The sequence below is a fragment of the Chroococcus sp. FPU101 genome (assembly GCF_017312365.1).
Classification (GTDB): domain Bacteria; phylum Cyanobacteriota; class Cyanobacteriia; order Cyanobacteriales; family Microcystaceae; genus Chroococcus.
Genome location: NZ_BLJI01000013.1, coordinates 50085 through 66270, shown reverse-complemented (window position 1 = coordinate 66270; position 16186 = coordinate 50085). Strand labels below are relative to the sequence as shown.

Below are 16186 nucleotides of genomic sequence, written 5' to 3'. Positions count from 1 at the left end.
GAAGATAGTCAGCTACTTAAAAAACATTTACTTATTCTCAAAGGCGATAAAGAGACTGATACAATCAATAGAAGATAATTTTAGCGTGACTTCTAGTTTGTGTAGTAATGACTATGACAAGTTTGGTTGAATCGTCTCAAAAAAAGTTATGGCTTGCTGCTATCAAACCCCCAATGTATAGTGTAGCGATTATGCCGATTCTAGTGGGGTCACTGATTGCTTTTAGTGAGACAAAACAATTTAATACAATCATTTTTTTAATTTTTTTGGGAGCCGCTATTTTAATTTTAGCATGGGAAAATTTAAGTAATGATGTTTTTGATTCTGAAACAGGAATTGATAAAAATAAAACTCATTCTGTCGTTAACTTAACGGGAAATAAATCTTTAGTTTTTTGGTTGAGTAACTTGTGTCTAGGTTCGGGTATCCTGGGCATTTTAGCAATAACAGGATGGCAACAAGATCCAACTGTATTAGAACTTATTCTCTTATGTTGTCTGTTAGGTTATACTTATCAAGGGCCACCGTTTCGCCTTGGTTATCAAGGATTGGGCGAAATTATTTGCTTTTTTGCTTTTGGCCCGCTTGCCATTGCTGCGGCTTATTATTCCCAAACTCAAAGCTTTTCTATCACCAGTTTAGCGGCTTCAATCATCATTGGCATTACTACTTCAATTATTCTTTTTTGTTCTCATTTTCATCAAGCAGAAGATGATTTAGCAGCAGGAAAACGATCGCCAATTGTTCGTTTAGGAACGGCTAAAGGCTCACTTGTGTTAACCTGGTCTACTTATAGTGTCTTTCTTTTCACTGTCTTATTTGTCATTCTGAAAATCTATCCCGTCGCTACCCGCTGATTTTTGGAAGTTTACCTTTTGCCCTAAAACTCATTAATCACGTCAAACAATATCACGCCGAACCCGAAAAAGTAAGTAACTGTAAATTTTTAGCAGTTAACTTTCATTTTGTCAGTGGTTTATTATTTGTTTTAGGATTTGTCGTTTAGGGATAAAAAATCAACTAATTATTGACCTATTTGTTCTAAAAGTTGCCGAATCGCATTTGCGTCTTGTGCTTGGGGAAACAAAGCCAAATACATCTCCAAATCTTCACGCGCTTTAAGCCAGTTCTGTAACTGATAATAGATTAAGCCGCGTTCTCGCAATTCTAGAGGATCATTGGGTGATAAGATTAAAATCAAATCTAAAATTTGAGCCGCTTTTTTTAATTGCTGACGCTGAATATAAATTTGCTTAAGATTATTTAGCATCCTAAACAAAATTTGCTGTTTAGTGACAGGTTCTAAAAAGTGAGGCTGTAATTTCAAAGATTGTTGATAAATCTGTTGTAAACGTTCCTCACAATCTTGCTCAAACAAGATTTCTCCTTGATTAAAAGAATCAACAAAAATTCCAACTTCTTCAAATTCTGGACGAATTAAAAAATGACCAGGCATCCCAATACCAACCATTGGAAAAGCCAAGCGATCGGCAATTTCTAGATAAATCACCGACAAAGTAATTGGAATGCCGACCCGTCGTTCAATTACATGATTAAGATAACTATTTTGCGGATCGTAATAATCTTCTGTATTGCCGTGAAAGCCTAAATCTTGAAACAAATATTGATTAATCGTTTGAATAATTTTTAGAGGATAACTCGCTTTTGGTAAACGCTCTTTTACCTCCAATGCCATTGTATCCAAAGCATTCAAATAAGCTTTCAGATCTAGATCTAGCTCATTGAGTTGAGCAATATATAAACTAGCTTTTGCTAAATTAAGATTCGTCTGAGCTTGATTCACTTCCTGCTCAAACAATTGATAAATCTGATGAGACTCCATTGATTGAAAAAAAATTGAGGCTTAAAAACATTATAAGTTGGATAGTGACAAAAAATTTTGAGAGATTGTTCATTTTTTAAAGAATTTCGGGAACTCTATAACTGAGACACCTTATTTAGCTCACGTAGATGGAAGTTGCGATGACGACTGCCAAATATCCTTCATATAACCCGATTTCAATTCGGGAATTTACAGCTTCAAAGCAAGCTAGTTTTTTTGAAAGCCTAAAACAGCCTAGGTTTAGTGGTCAAGTGGTGTTGACGGGAGTCAAGGGACAGAAATGGTTTTTCTATCTCTATCTAGGACGAATTATGTATGCTACGGGTGGTTTACATCCCGTGAGAAGATGGCGGCGTAGTCTAGCCCTCTATTTTCCGCAAATGCTGGCTCAAGGTTCATCACTAGACCTAGATCTAGCCAGTCTTGGCGCATCTGATCCTCAAATTTGTTGGGAATATCGCTTATTATGCTTATGGGTTGAACAACAAAAAATCAACCGTGAACAAGCAGCGAGAATGATTCGCGGTACGGTGGTTGAGGTGCTTTTTGATATTACACAAAGCATGGAAATTACCTGCGAACTCAGACAGGATGATTTACTCACAGCGCGACTGGTTCTCATTGATGCAGAACAAGTTGTTGCTGAAGCTCAACAACTTTGGAATGCGTGGCAAGGTGCGAAAATTGCCGATCGCTCTCCAAATTGGGCCCCAGTCATTCGACAACCCGAACAACTCCAGCAACGAACCTCACCCCAAGTTTACGGAACCCTCAAACAACTCCTTGATGGACATCAAACCCTCAGAGACTTATCAGTACGGATGAGACGAGATGTTTTAGCGGTGACGAGTTCTTTGTTACCCTACATCCAAATGGGTTTAGTGGAATTAACTACGATCACTGATTTACCGTCTCCCATTGCCGCACCACCGTTTAACTCTCTTGAGGTTGAATCACCCGCCACAGGTGCCTTAATTGCCTGTGTTGATGATAGTCCTTTAATGTGTCAAACCCTTGAAAAAATTGTTACCAGTGCGAGTTATCAATTTATTGGGATAAATGATCCCCTCAGAGCGATCGCCATTCTGTTAGCCCGCAAACCAGAATTAATTTTCCTTGATTTAGTGATGCCTAATGCGAATGGATATGAAATATGTTCTCAACTCCGTAAATTATCGTTTTTCCGCAATACCCCGATCGTAATTTTGACGGGTAATGACGGACTAATTGATCGAGTTCGAGCCAAAATGGTTGGTTCATCTGACTTTATCAGTAAACCCGTTAATCCTGAAATGGTTTTAAATACCATCCGAAAACATCTTCGGCAAGATGTCGCCCTTTAAATCATTTTTTGCGTCATTCGTTTAAAAATCACCTTTTATTGTTGAGGACATTATTATGAGTACCGCTTTAGTCATCGAAGATTCTCTAACAGAAAGAGAAATTATTACACATTATCTAAAATCAGCAGGTGTCACCGTTTTAACCGTTAATAGCGGCGAAGAAGCCCTAGAAAAACTGGCTAAATTAAGTCCCGATCTGATTATTTTAGATGTTGTTTTACCAGGACGCAGTGGCTTTGAAATTTGTCGAGTTCTTAAAGCAGAATCAAATACAAAAAAAATTCCTGTCATCATGTGTTCTACCAAAGATAGCGAAATGGATAAATTTTGGGGCATGAAACAAGGGGCAGATGCTTATCTTCCTAAACCCATCGATCAAGAATTATTGGTACGCACAGTCAAAAACTTGTTACGCTCTTAAAGAATCAGGTGAACAAAATGACATTTGAGCTATTTTCTCCCGCATCTTCAAACTTACAAAAATCCTTCCAAGAACAATTTTTGCGGTTTAATCTCATTCCAGATACGACCGTCATTTTACCTGTTGCTCAACTGATCGAAGTTTTAACCATTCCCATCAATCAAATTATCCCCATTCCTCAGATGCCCTCTTGGGTGATGGGGGTCTATAATTGGCGCGGTGAAGTCCTCTGGATCGTTGATTTAGGAAATCTTTTAGGGTTAACACCCGTTCATCAACAAGCCTTGATTATTTCTAACTATCGAGCGATCGTCATTCATGAGGGAAAAGATAAGCCGAATCAAACTCGTTCTAGTACTCCCATGCTTGGTCTTGTGGTGAGTCAAGTCGAGGACATCGAATCAATTAACCCAGATGAGATCCAGTCTCCACTCGCGTCGGCTGTTTCTGCAAGCATTACTCCTTTTTTACGTGGCTATTGGCTCAAAAACAATGGAGATTTGTTAATCGCTCTTGATAGTGCAGCAATTTTAGCCGCTATGCCAAAAGCTTAAAAAATCTTAATTTTCCATGTTTTTGGCGATCGCTGGTAACTGTAAATAAGTTGGATACGTTCCCTCACTTTTGATCCGCTTAATTTCTCCTTCGGTAATCGGTAAATTTTGCTTCGATGCGATCGCTTTGACTAGATCACCTCGGTCGATCACACCCGAAACCGCACCCGCAGGCGATAAAACAGTAATATATCGGTCTTGAGAAGCTTCTAGAGCTTTAATCACACCAACAATTGATGTATTTTCCGATACAGAGGGAATAATAGTCAAAGGATGAACCAGATCTAAGAGTGTTTTTTCCTCCCATTGACTTCTTTCGCTCTGCTGTATTTCATCAAGCTTGAGCATTCCGCGATATCTTCCCTCACTCGCTGCATAATAGGCCATCGATGTCGGCAAACCAGCTAAAAGATAAGTATCAATAAACTCTTTTAGACTTAGATGAGCATTAACGACTCTAAAATCCTTGGTCATCGCATCTTGAGCCGACAAATTGAGTAAGCTTTCTTGTAGAACCGTCAGACGATCATAAGCTGTTGCATTGCGGAGAATAAACCAACCGACAAAAGAGATCCATAAACCCCCTAAATCGCCAACTAAGATCACCACAAAAACCCCTAAAAGAACGCCAGACCAACCGATCAGCCGACCACTCGCCGAAGCCCAACGCATTCCCATTAAGCGATCGCCTGTTACTTTCCAGACCAATGCTTTTAAGATTTGACCCCCATCAAGAGGTAAACCAGGAATCAGATTAAACATCGCCAACACTAAATTAAGATTGGCTAAATCTTCGACTAAAAATCCAGCCAGCGTCGTATCTGGCCAAATCTGAGTCAGTCCTAAAAAGACACCAAAAAGGGTTAAACTCACCATCGGCCCAGCAATGGCAACTGCTAAAGCTTCTCTTGGACTTTGAGACTCTCGGTCAATTGAAGCCAGTCCACCAAAGAGAAATAAGGTAATCGAATTAACTTTAATCCCTTGGGAACGAGCGACTAAACTGTGGCCCAATTCATGGAGTAGAACCGAACTAAATAATAATAGAGACATGATTAAGCCCACACCTCCACCCATGAGAGGATTATTGTGAGTTAGTCCTGCTGCTGTAACGTTTCCCGCATTGATCAGCGTCACAAAGACTAAAATCAATAACCAAGACTGATCTACATGAAAAGGAATACCAAATAATGTACCGATTCGCCAACTTGACCGCATAATGATTTGTTGTGCTACTCGTGTGATGAACAGCCCTCCTATCTCTAGGATAAACAAGCCATCACTATCTTGCTTCTATACGAGCGATAAATTTTGCCCTGCTGCTTGATCGAGTAGCCACCAGAGTTCCTCTTGAGGTTGAATCAGACGCGATGGATAAGTCATCGCATCACCCTCGGAGGCGAACACCTCAGCTAGAGCAACTTGTTTATTCGATCCTGCGACTAGAAAGATGACACAACGGGCTTGATTAATTAAAGGCGCGGTAAAGGTTAAACGGGGTTGTCCGTCTTTTTGACCAACTGTGATCAGGTGATTGCTCACGTGTAAAGCCTCTGTGTGGGGAAACAGGGATGCAGTATGACCATCATCACCCATGCCTAAGAGAATAATATCGAAAGCTGGAAAGTCACCAGGGTTAATCTTAAAAAACTCTTGCAGCATCGTTTCATATTTTTGAGCATCCAGGGCGGGATCATGACTCCCCGTCGGCATGGCATAAATATTAGTAGAGGGGATTTCAATTCGATCTAACAAAGCTTGTCGTGTCATGTGTTGATTACTGTCGGGATGATCTGAACTTACATAACGTTCATCGCCCCAAAAAATATAAATTTTTTCCCAAGGTAAAGATTGTTGGGCCAAAGCTTCATAAAGCGGTTTTGGTGTACTGCCACCCGATAAAACGAGTGTACATTTTCCTCGTTGTTGGATAGCTTGTTCAATCTTTTCAAGGACTAACGTTAATCCTTGTTTAACCAAAGAGGGTTGATCGTTTAAGATAATGACTTTTTTTTTCATATATTTTCAATCGCTGTAAAAAAATGTATCGCTTATGGGCTAGGATTTAAGATTAGTTAAACAAGCTTAAAAACTTAATTGGTGGTTAATTCCATTTTGTTTATATTATATTGGGGTAATCTAATGTGATTTCTTAGCTGGCTATCACTAAGCTTAGTGTGATCTAGAATCTATCTTGCTTTCAAACTTAGCCTACTAAAAAGTAGAATAAACCAAGCGAGGGCGATTTGACTTTTTTTTTAGGTTTTTCTAAGGTTTGGCTATTTCAGTCATCGATAATGCCCTCTCACGGAGAAGCCTGCGATGACTTTATTAAGGTAGCTCTTGGGTAGAAAGAGATTACTAGATTAACTCTAATTGATTCACAAAAGGTCTAACCAATATTCTTTAACTCAATTGACATACAAGCGATGAACATTTCAAAATACACGACCCTTTGTCTTAAATTAGCTGGGTTAATTTTTATTCTCTCCTTTTTACTGGATACGCTTACCTTTGCGATTCCATTCCAGTGGCAAAATTCTCAATGGCAGATCGGTTTCGTTACGGCGATCGTTGATCGTGGCATTGTGCCGATGGTGGGAATGGTTTTAATTGTACTAGCTAGTTGGATTGATAGTACTCTTAATACTCCAGCAGCTACGGCTAAAGCTTCGACGTTTTTAAAAATTTTTACGTTTATTTTGGCGAGTTTGCTCGGATTACTCTTTCTGTTGCTGATTCCCATTCATTTTAACAATATCAATCAAGTTAAAACTAACGCTTTAGAGCAAATTCAAAAAGGGGCAGATCAAGGAGAGGAGCAAATTAAACAATTTTTAGCGAATTTAAACAATTTATCTCAAAATCCTCAGTTATTGAATCAAGAAATAGCTCAACGGACACAAGTAATTGAAAGTGGTCAATTTCAAGGTAGACCTTTGACCGAACAACAATTAGTACAACTTCGTCAACAAAAAGATCAACTACAAAATCTTAGAGATTTGGCGAGAAAACCAGGCGACTTTAAGAAAAGACTCGATGAGATTAGAAATCAACTACAAACTCAATTGCTCGATCGCAGAAGAGATGCAGAAAGTCAGGCTAATACTGAAGCTCTCAAACAATGGTTACGAATTTGTTTGAGTAGTTTAATGTTAGCGATCGGTTATAGTGTGATTGGTTGGTTGGGTTTACGCGGTGTAGGACTTCTTTCAGGAAAACTTAAAGAATCGAAACGCTAAAAATTATGTCTCATCACCCGCGTCTTTAGTTGATGCGGGATTTTTTTAGGTATTTGTATTGCATTGATACTATAATTATCATTTGTTTATGTCTATTTTGCTAATCGAGTCTTTGAGCTAAAAAATCGTTGAAACCCAGTAAAATCAATACTATTAATCCAAACTTATCAATAAAATTAAAATTTTCTTTAAAAATCTTTTAGAAAAATCAATAATTTTTTAGAAAATCATGTAATATACTCTATATAACTCAGTGAGTAGTTCAACAAGCTGAAGTTACCCAATCTTACAAAAGCTGACTAGAAGAGGCATCTAGCCCAAACTCTAGCCAAATCGAGAAAGCTTTTATTAAACATCTATATACACGCTTATTCTGCTTACAAAGTAATTTCCAGCAGGGAGGGAATTTATGTCCAATTTTTCAAGAAGACGATTTTTAACGACAACTGCAACATCTGCTGTTGGGGCTGTATTACTCAAAGGGTGTTTAGGAAATCCTCCAGAACCTTCTGGCACAGCTAGTTCACCAACAACGACAACACCGTCAACAAGCTCACCTGCTTCACCAACTGCCCAAACTGCAGGAGCCGCACCAGAAACAACCCAAGCTAAGTTAGGTTTTCTTCCCATCTTTGAAGCCGCACCTCTGATTATTGCCCAAGAAAAAGGGTTTTTTGCTAAATACGGGATGACGGGTGTTGATGTCTCCAAGCAGGCAAACTGGGGTTCTGCTAGGGATAACGTTGAGATTGGGGCAGCAGGCGGTGGTATTGATGGTGGACAATGGCAAATGCCGATGCCTTACCTCATATCAGAAGGGTTGATCACCAAGAATAATACCAAGATTCCGATGTATGTTCTGGCGATGTTAAATACTCAAGGCAATGGCATTGCGATCGCTCAAAGCCAAGTAGGTAAAAATATTGGTTTAGATTCGAGCAAAGCAAAAGATTATATTGTTGGATTAAAACAAGCAGGCAACCCGTTCAGAGCCGCTTATACCTTCCCTAAAGCGAATCAAGATTTTTGGATTCGTTATTGGTTTGCTGCAGGTGGCATTAACCCCGATACAGATGTCAGTCTACTGACAGTTCCTACTGCCCAAACCGTCGCCAATATGAAAACGGGAACAATGGAAGCATTTAGTACAGGTGATCCTTGGCCGGCTCGAATTGTCGGTGATGGCATTGGCTTTATCGCCGCCTTAACATCTCAGATTTGGCCGTTTCACCCAGAAGAATATTTTGCCATGCGTGCTGATTGGGTAGACAAAAATCCAAACGCAACCAAAGCTCTGCTCAAAGGAATTATGGAAGCCCAACAATGGTGCGACAAAAAAGAAAATAGAGCAGAAATGGGGCAAATTCTTTCGGGTGCTAAATACTTGAACATTCCAGCGACTGTTCTTGAACCCATGTTGCTCGGAAATTACACGATGGGCGATAACCAGCCCAATATTAATAATTTCCAAGAAGCGGCTATGTACTGGAAGTCGCCTCGCGGCAGTGTTTCTTATCCCTATAAGAGTTTAGATTTATGGTTCTTAACTGAAAGCGTTCGTTGGGGCTTTTTACCCAAAGACACCTTAACGAATGCCAAAACTTTAATCGATAAAGTAAATCGGGAGGATATTTGGAAAGCCGCAGCAAAAGAAGCTGGTGTTCCTGATGCTGATATCCCAACCAGTACCTCCCGAGGAGTTGAAAAGTTTTTTGATGGTAAAGTATTCGACCCAGAAAATCCCCAGGCCTACCTCGATAGTTTAGCAATAAAAAAAGCTTAAGTCACTTGAGTCAAATTACCTAAAGGAGCAAATCTTATCATGACTACAACTCTGAGAAATCGTAACAGTGCTAGTTCGTCTAATGCTTTCGCTAAGTTTTGGAAAAAGAATGGCAAAAATATTTTTCCTCCAATCATTGGTATTTTAAGTTTTCTAGCAATTTGGCAACTTTGTTCAATGACTGGATTAATTAAATTACCCCCTCCAACTGATCTAATTACTAATGAGAGAACCCGCACTTATTTACTGTATCCCTTTTTTGATCGTGGCGGCACAGATGTCGGTCTATTTTGGCAAGTCTTAGCCAGCTTACAACGTGTTTTAATTGGTTATTTTTTTGCAGCCGTTGTGGGTATTAGTGTAGGAATTGTGATTGGACTCAATTCTTTTTGGAATAAAGCTTTAGATCCCCTCTTTCAATTCTTAAGAACGGTTCCGCCTTTAGCTTGGGTTCCTCTAGCTTTAGCCGCTTTACAACAAAACCAACCTGCAGCATTATTCGTCATCTTTATTACTGCTGTTTGGCCAATTTTGATTAACACTGCTGTTGGTGTACAACAAATTCCTCAAGACTATATCAACGTTAAAAAAGTCCTCAAACTCTCCAAACAGAAATTCTTTTTCAAGATTCTGATTCCTTCAGCCCTTCCTTATATTTTCACTGGTTTAAGAATTGCGATCGGTCTTGCTTGGTTAGCGATTATTGCAGCAGAAATCGTAATGTCTGGTATCGTCGGAATCGGCTTTTTTATCTGGGACTCTTATCAAAATAACTACATCTCTGACATCATTTTAGCTCTGGTTTATATCGGTGCAGTTGGTTTACTCCTAGATCGACTTGTCGCTTTTATCCAAACAAAAATTCTTCCAGACAACTAATCTAAGTGTGGGTTTGTCAATCAAACCCCAAAAATTCAACACACATTAAATAGGAAAAAAACAATGAGTGTCTTTGTCGCCGTTGATAATATAGATAAAGTGTTTCCCCTCTCTGGTGGGAGTGAATATATCGCCCTCAAAGGAATTAATTTAGAAGTCAAAAAAGGCGAATTTATCTCCCTAATTGGTCACTCTGGTTGTGGTAAATCGACCCTATTAAACATGATGGCAGGTTTAGATTTACCCAGTGAAGGAATCGTAACCCTAGAAGGACAACGGATCAAAGAACCAGGCCCAGAAAGAATGGTCGTTTTCCAAAACTATTCTTTACTTCCCTGGTTAACTGTTCGTCAAAATATCGCCTTGGCTGTTGATGAAGTGATGACGGGTTTACCCATCAGTGAACGCAATCAAATTATTGAAGAACATATTGATCTCGTTGGGTTGCGTCATGCAGTAGACAAACAACCAGGACAACTTTCTGGGGGAATGAGACAACGGGTAGCGATCGCACGTGCTTTAGCCATCCGTCCTAAACTACTATTATTAGATGAACCCTTTGGCGCGTTGGATGCACTCACCAGAGGGAATTTACAAGAACAGTTGATGCGAATTTGTGAGGAATATCATGTAACTTCAGTCATGGTGACTCACGATGTTGATGAAGCAGTATTATTATCCGATCGGATTGTCATGCTCACCAATGGGCCTGGCTCGAAAATTGGTGGTATTCTAGAAGTCGATATCCCCCGTCCTCGGAAACGGATGGAAGTGGTAAACCATCCGAGTTATTACAGTCTTCGCAGTGAAATTATCTATTTCCTCAATCAACAAAAACGCATCAAAAAACTTCGGGCGCAAAAAACGGCTGTAGTTACCCGTCATGGACTCGAAAAAGTTAATCTAGAAATCGGTTTTGTTCCTCTAACAGCTTGTGCGCCGTTAGTCGTTGCCAAAGAGAAGGGGTTATTCACTAAACATGGTCTAGATGAGGTAAATTTAGTCCGTGAAACCAGTTGGCGGGGGATCGTCGATGGAATGATCGGAGGTTACTTAGATGCGGCTCAAATGCCCTCTGGTATGCCAACTTGGTTAACGGCGGGTGGACAGGATGAGCAATCTGTACCGATTGTTACCTCTTTAACGATGACCCGCAACGGTAACGCGATTACTTTGGGTAAAAAGTTTTATGAAGCAGGCATTTTGAACAGTAATGCCTTAAAACGCTATTTACTCGAATCTGCGGACGAACGCCACACATTCGGTATGGTTCACCCGTCATCAATGCACAATTTATTATTACGTTATTGGTTAGCATCTGGTGGTATTAATCCCGATCAAGATGTTCATCTGGAGACCATTCCTCCCGCGCAAATGGTAGCAGATCTTAAAGCGGGTACCATTGATGGTTATTGTGTGAGTGAACCTTGGAATTTGCGGGCAGCCATGGAAGGTGTCGGGTTTACGGTAGCCACTGATCTTGAAATCTGGCAAAACCACCCTGGAAAGGTCTTAGGTGTGCGTGAAGATTGGGCGAATGCGTATCCTAATACCCATGTTGCTTTAGTAAAAGCCCTTTTAGAAGCTTGTGCTTATTGTGCAGATCCTTCTAATCGAGAAGAGATCAGACATTTATTGGCTAGTCGTCAGTATCTTAGTACTAAAGTAGACTACATCCAACTCTCAGATCCAAATGATCAATCTTGTAGTTTAGAACATCCCATGTGGGAATCAGCCCATCATTTATTTTATGGCGAAGGCGTAAATCGTCCCAGTCGTACCGAACATCTTTGGATGATGACACAAATGGCAAGATGGGGGCATATTCCTTTCCCTCGTAACTGGGTAGAAATTCTAGAAAGAGTATGTAAAGTGAGTGTCTTTAGTACGGCAGCCCGTGAATTAGGTTTAGGGGATATTAAATATCGCCGCTCACCGATTATATTGTTTGATGGGATTGAATTTGATGCAGAAGATCCGATCGGCTATCTGAATGAGCAAACGATTAAACAGAATGTGACGATGGCTGAGGTGGCTGTTAATCATCGATCTTCAGTCGGTCAAAGCTTAATCGCGGCCTAAATGATTGTCGGGGTTTGGTCGCCAAACCCTTCTATTTTCCCTGAATTGGACATCAAAACCCTCCCTTTTCCCCCATCAAATGTAAGGAGTAACTATCATGGCATATACGACCACACAAACAATCAATCCATACGAGCAAACTTCACTCAATGAAGCTTTTTTGAAAATTGATAATGTCTCAAAAATTTATCCGACTCCGAAAGGGCCTTATACGGTTCTTGATGGTGTTAATCTGACGGTTAATGAGGGTGAATTTATCTGTGTTATTGGTCACTCTGGCTGTGGAAAATCAACTTTATTAAATATGGTTTCGGGTTTTGCTGATGCGACTCATGGAACAGTTCGTCTTAAAGGTAAGGATATTGTTGAACCGGGGCCCGATCGTATGGTGGTTTTTCAAGGTTACGCCCTATTACCTTGGTTAACGGTTTTTGAAAATGTTTATTTAGCAGTTGATTCGGTTTATCCTAATAAACTAGAAGCAGAAAAAAGAGCAATTGTCAAGGAACATTTAGCTTTAGTGGGATTAAGTGAGGCAGCCGAAAAGAAACCCCCACAAATTTCAGGGGGGATGAAACAACGGGTATCTATTGCGCGGGCTTTATCGATCCGTCCTGAAGTGTTAATCTTAGATGAACCGTTTGGGGCATTAGACGCAATTACTAAAGAAGAATTGCAAGAAGAATTACTCAAAATTTGGCAAGATCATCGTTGTACGGTTTTGATGATTACCCATGATATTGATGAAGCTTTGTTTTTAGCCGATCGTTTAGTGATGATGACGAATGGCCCATCTGCTAATATTGGAGAAATTCTCAATATTCCTTTTCCTCGTCCGAGAGATCGCGATCGGATTATGGAAGATCCAGAATATTATAATCTGCGTAACTATGCGTTAGACTTCCTCTATAATCGTTTTGCTCATGATGATGATGCTGCGTAATTAGAGCAGTCATTAAAATTTAAGTTATTATTTGATATAAGGTGGTATGCTTGTACTCACCTTATTTGATTTTTTATGGGTTGAATTGATTAACTTTTTTTGGTATTTCCATGTATAGAGAAAATTATTATGCAAACTGTAGAACAACAATACTTTACACCCGAAGAATATTTAGAACGCGAAGCAATAGCTAAAGACAAAAGTGAATATATTAATGGCCAGATAATTCCGATGGCAGGTGGTTCAACTAATCATAATCGATTAATGTTCAATTTTGGCACTCAATTAAACATTGCTTTTGATGCTCATCTTGATTATGAAGTTTTTATTGCTGATGTTCGTCTGTGGATACCTCAGTGTAATGTTTACACCTATCCCGATATTATGATTATTTTTGGTGAGGCTGAATATCATGAAGAAAATCGAACGGATACGATTAATAATCCTCAAATTATTATAGAAATTCTCTCACCTTCAACAGGAGGATATGACAAAGACAAAAAATTTAAAAACTCTCAAACTATTCCAAGTTTTCAAGAATGTATTCTAGTCACTCAAATACAGAAACACGTTGATCAATATGTCAAAGTTGATCATAAACAATGGTCTTTATGCGAATATAACGAAGATGACGAAAAAATCACCTTACAAACAGTACCTATTGAAATTACTCTAGCTGATCTTTACAAAAGAGTAAAATTATCAGATAACTAATCTAAGCATAAAATTTTTAAAATTTCTTCTATCTTATAGGGGATGTAATCAAGCGACTAGATCAGGCTAGATAAACTAGGAGAGTATCAATAAAGCTAATTATACAGATTGAGCCTTGTAACATTTATTATTTTTTATCCTTGCCAATAATGGAAAAAACCTTAACTTATCTATCCAATAGCCCACTTGTTGCTTTTACAATTCTACTTTTAGTTATTTTAACACTACCACCCATTTTTGAGCGAATCAAATTACCAGGGCTAGTTGGTCTACTTTTTGCAGGAGTTGTGTTAGGAAAAAACGGGTTAAATTTACTCGATGGTGAATCTGAAACCATGCACCTACTAGAGGATATTGGAAAAATTTATCTAATGTTTGTTGCAGGTTTAGAAATTGATTTAGGAGAATTTCGCAAAACGAAAGATCGCTCTCTGGGTTTTGGTTTTGCAACTTTTATTATTCCGCTAATTATCGGAACTGCTATCGGTAGATTTTTTGATTATGGTTGGAATGGTGCTATTTTAATCGGTTCTTTATTTGCTTCGCATACACTTTTAGGCTATCCAATTGCACAACGTTTAGGTGTTGTTAGAAATGAAGCTGTAATGGTAACAATTGGGGCAACAATATTTACAGATATTTCAGCTTTAGTAGTTCTTGCAGTATGTCTTTCGATTCATCAAGGTGAGTTTTCTGCGGCAAGTCTCATCTTTCAATTGGTCGCGTTAGGAATTTATTGTCTAATAGTTCTTTTTGGTTTAGATTGGGCAGGTAAAAAGTATTTTGAACGCACAGGTGATGAAGAAAGTAATCAATTTCTTTTTGTGCTATTTGCCGTATTCCTAGCAGCTTTAGGCGCGCAGGTTATTAATGTAGAAAAGATTATTGGTGCTTTTTTAGCTGGATTAGCAGTTAATGATGTACTTGGTCGAAGTCCCGTTAAAGAAAAAATTGAGTTTATGGGAAGTACTTTATTTATACCGATGTTTTTTGTGGCAATGGGTTTATTAATAGATATTCCCATTTTTATTAAAACCATTACTACTCAATTTCCTTTAATGCTGGCTATTGTTTTAGGATTAATTGTCGCCAAATTTTTAGCTGCTTTTATTAGTAAATTTATTTATCGTTATAATTTCAATGAAGGGATGACGATGTGGTCACTTTCATTACCACAAGTTGCCGCCACATTAGCCGCCGCTTTAGCTGCCTATCAAGCGAAAAATGTCGCAGGAGAAAGACTTTTAAATGAAGCGACTTTTAATAGTGTTATTGTTTTAATGTTGGTAACTTCTATTTTAGGCCCTTTATTAACGGCGAGATTTGCCAGAAATCTTGCTGTACCTAAAGCCAAGCTAGAAGATACTTCTGAAAAAAGAGATATTATTCTTTCTGAATTACTTCCTAAAGCCGAACCTTTTGCCCCAAATCATCCTTTTACAATTGTCGTTCCAATTTATAATCCCACAACACAACGTAATTTAATTGAAATGGCGGCGTTAATTGCGCGTCATGAGTCTGGTATTGTCATTCCCCTGTCGGTGACAACCTCTCATGTTCATATGGACTCACCGCAACTGAATACACGTCTTTATCGAAGTCGAGAAATGTTAGGACAAGCAGTTCAATTGAGTCAAGAATTTGAAGTAGAATCCCAACCCGCGATCCGTATTGATGATAAGATTTCTCATGGCATTAGTCGGGCAGCCCGTGAAAAAAATGCCGATTTAATTATTATGGGTTGGAGTAAAACCTTTGGCTTGCGGGCGCGTCTTTTTGGTACAGTTATTGATAGTGTATTCCGTTCGGCACATTGTCCTGTCGCTGTGATGCGTCTATTAGATGAACCTATTAACATTCATCATCTTTTGGTACCTGTCAAAAATATTACACCAGAAATGATCAGGGTCATTCGATTTGCTCATCTTTTAGCCGATACAAATCAGGGTTCTGTAACATTGTTGCACGTTTGCCGTCGTTATACCTCTTCTAGTCAAATTGCTACTTTTAAAGAAGATTTATTAAATTTAGTCAATCAATTAGGGTTTCCTGTAACATCCGAAATTAAGACGCTCACCAATGATAACATTTCCCATGTCATTACAAAAGAATCTAAGTCCTATGATTTAACGGTTTTGCGTTCCGTTCGTCGTCAAACCGCAGGGGGCGGGCTTGCTGTCAGTGACTTGACGACAGAACTTTTAAAAAGGTTAACAGGTTCTTTGGTTTTATTCGGTGAACCTGAAAATAATACTTAATTGCTATCTTGGTCTTTACAAAACGAAATAATTTATATTATTACAAGATATTAACTTTTTCAGTAAACAAAATCATTCTAATTGAGGCAATAAACAGAAAATAAAAAAATTATCAATAAAGGTG

At 38.9% G+C, this 16186-nt stretch carries 12 protein-coding genes and 2 pseudogenes; 11 read left to right on the top strand and 3 right to left on the bottom strand.

What is annotated here, in order from left to right:
• Positions 1–107: 107 nt before the first annotated feature.
• A pseudogene (gene menA, locus CFPU101_RS13265) lies at positions 108–1006 on the top strand (2-carboxy-1,4-naphthoquinone phytyltransferase).
• Positions 1007–1024: 18 nt separating this feature from the next.
• On the opposite strand, the gene CFPU101_RS13260 reads toward menA, so the two are convergent.
• Complete coding sequence (locus tag CFPU101_RS13260; RefSeq protein WP_206815817.1) at positions 1025–1843, bottom strand: SirB1 family protein; 819 nt, start codon at positions 1841–1843, stop codon at positions 1025–1027.
• 140 nt (positions 1844–1983) lie between these two features.
• Here CFPU101_RS13260 and CFPU101_RS13255 point away from each other — a divergent pair, with 140 nt between their 5' ends.
• From CFPU101_RS13255 to CFPU101_RS13245, 3 genes are read left to right on the top strand one after another with little or no spacing between them, the layout of a single operon-like run.
• On the top strand, positions 1984–3186 hold the full coding sequence (locus CFPU101_RS13255; RefSeq protein ID WP_206815816.1) for a response regulator: 1203 nt from the start codon (positions 1984–1986) through the stop codon (positions 3184–3186).
• A 55-nt stretch (positions 3187–3241) separates the two neighbouring features.
• Positions 3242–3607, top strand: coding sequence for a response regulator transcription factor (locus tag CFPU101_RS13250; protein ID WP_206815815.1), 366 nt, complete (start codon positions 3242–3244; stop codon positions 3605–3607).
• Between the two features lie 17 nt (positions 3608–3624).
• Positions 3625–4161: a CheW domain-containing protein gene (locus CFPU101_RS13245; protein WP_206815814.1), complete on the top strand. Its 537-nt coding sequence runs from the start codon at positions 3625–3627 to the stop codon at positions 4159–4161.
• Between the two features lie 6 nt (positions 4162–4167).
• Here the strand turns inward: CFPU101_RS13245 and CFPU101_RS13240 are convergent, their stop codons facing one another.
• On the bottom strand, positions 4168–5379 hold the full coding sequence (locus tag CFPU101_RS13240; protein WP_206815813.1) for a site-2 protease family protein: 1212 nt from the start codon (positions 5377–5379) through the stop codon (positions 4168–4170).
• 75 nt (positions 5380–5454) lie between these two features.
• Positions 5455–6180: a 6-phosphogluconolactonase gene (pgl, locus tag CFPU101_RS13235; RefSeq protein ID WP_206815812.1), complete on the bottom strand. Its 726-nt coding sequence runs from the start codon at positions 6178–6180 to the stop codon at positions 5455–5457.
• Positions 6181–6596: 416 nt separating this feature from the next.
• On the opposite strand from pgl, the gene CFPU101_RS13230 reads away from it, so the two are divergent.
• From CFPU101_RS13230 to CFPU101_RS13200, 7 genes and pseudogenes are all read left to right on the top strand, one after another.
• Entirely contained in the window at positions 6597–7403 is an 807-nt protein-coding gene (locus tag CFPU101_RS13230) for an HpsJ family protein (protein ID WP_206815871.1), read from the top strand.
• A 409-nt stretch (positions 7404–7812) separates the two neighbouring features.
• Positions 7813–9186 carry a CmpA/NrtA family ABC transporter substrate-binding protein gene (locus CFPU101_RS13225; protein WP_206815811.1) on the top strand — a complete coding sequence of 458 codons (1374 nt, stop codon included), beginning with the start codon at positions 7813–7815 and terminating at the stop codon, positions 9184–9186.
• Positions 9187–9225: 39 nt separating this feature from the next.
• Positions 9226–10065: a nitrate ABC transporter permease gene (ntrB, locus tag CFPU101_RS13220; RefSeq protein WP_206815810.1), complete on the top strand. Its 840-nt coding sequence runs from the start codon at positions 9226–9228 to the stop codon at positions 10063–10065.
• Between the two features lie 63 nt (positions 10066–10128).
• Complete coding sequence (locus tag CFPU101_RS13215) at positions 10129–12147, top strand: nitrate ABC transporter ATP-binding protein (protein WP_206815809.1); 2019 nt, start codon at positions 10129–10131, stop codon at positions 12145–12147.
• Between the two features lie 229 nt (positions 12148–12376).
• Positions 12377–13090 (top strand): annotated as a pseudogene (locus tag CFPU101_RS13210) (nitrate ABC transporter ATP-binding protein); the annotation flags it as partial.
• A 129-nt stretch (positions 13091–13219) separates the two neighbouring features.
• Entirely contained in the window at positions 13220–13804 is a 585-nt protein-coding gene (locus CFPU101_RS13205) for a Uma2 family endonuclease (RefSeq protein ID WP_206815807.1), read from the top strand.
• A gap of 149 nt (positions 13805–13953) precedes the next feature.
• Positions 13954–16062 carry a cation:proton antiporter gene (locus CFPU101_RS13200; RefSeq protein WP_206815806.1) on the top strand — a complete coding sequence of 703 codons (2109 nt, stop codon included), beginning with the start codon at positions 13954–13956 and terminating at the stop codon, positions 16060–16062.
• Positions 16063–16186 lie beyond the last annotated feature (124 nt).

Coding starts and splice junctions, on each gene's coding strand:
- CFPU101_RS13260 (WP_206815817.1), bottom strand. CDS start 1,843: ATGGAGTCTCATCAGATTTATCAATTGTTTGAGCAGGAAGTGAATCAA.
- CFPU101_RS13255 (WP_206815816.1), top strand. CDS start 1,984: ATGACGACTGCCAAATATCCTTCATATAACCCGATTTCAATTCGGGAA.
- CFPU101_RS13250 (WP_206815815.1), top strand. CDS start 3,242: ATGAGTACCGCTTTAGTCATCGAAGATTCTCTAACAGAAAGAGAAATT.
- CFPU101_RS13245 (WP_206815814.1), top strand. CDS start 3,625: ATGACATTTGAGCTATTTTCTCCCGCATCTTCAAACTTACAAAAATCC.
- CFPU101_RS13240 (WP_206815813.1), bottom strand. CDS start 5,379: ATGCGGTCAAGTTGGCGAATCGGTACATTATTTGGTATTCCTTTTCAT.
- pgl (WP_206815812.1), bottom strand. CDS start 6,180: ATGAAAAAAAAAGTCATTATCTTAAACGATCAACCCTCTTTGGTTAAA.
- CFPU101_RS13225 (WP_206815811.1), top strand. CDS start 7,813: ATGTCCAATTTTTCAAGAAGACGATTTTTAACGACAACTGCAACATCT.
- ntrB (WP_206815810.1), top strand. CDS start 9,226: ATGACTACAACTCTGAGAAATCGTAACAGTGCTAGTTCGTCTAATGCT.
- CFPU101_RS13215 (WP_206815809.1), top strand. CDS start 10,129: ATGAGTGTCTTTGTCGCCGTTGATAATATAGATAAAGTGTTTCCCCTC.
- CFPU101_RS13205 (WP_206815807.1), top strand. CDS start 13,220: ATGCAAACTGTAGAACAACAATACTTTACACCCGAAGAATATTTAGAA.
- CFPU101_RS13200 (WP_206815806.1), top strand. CDS start 13,954: ATGGAAAAAACCTTAACTTATCTATCCAATAGCCCACTTGTTGCTTTT.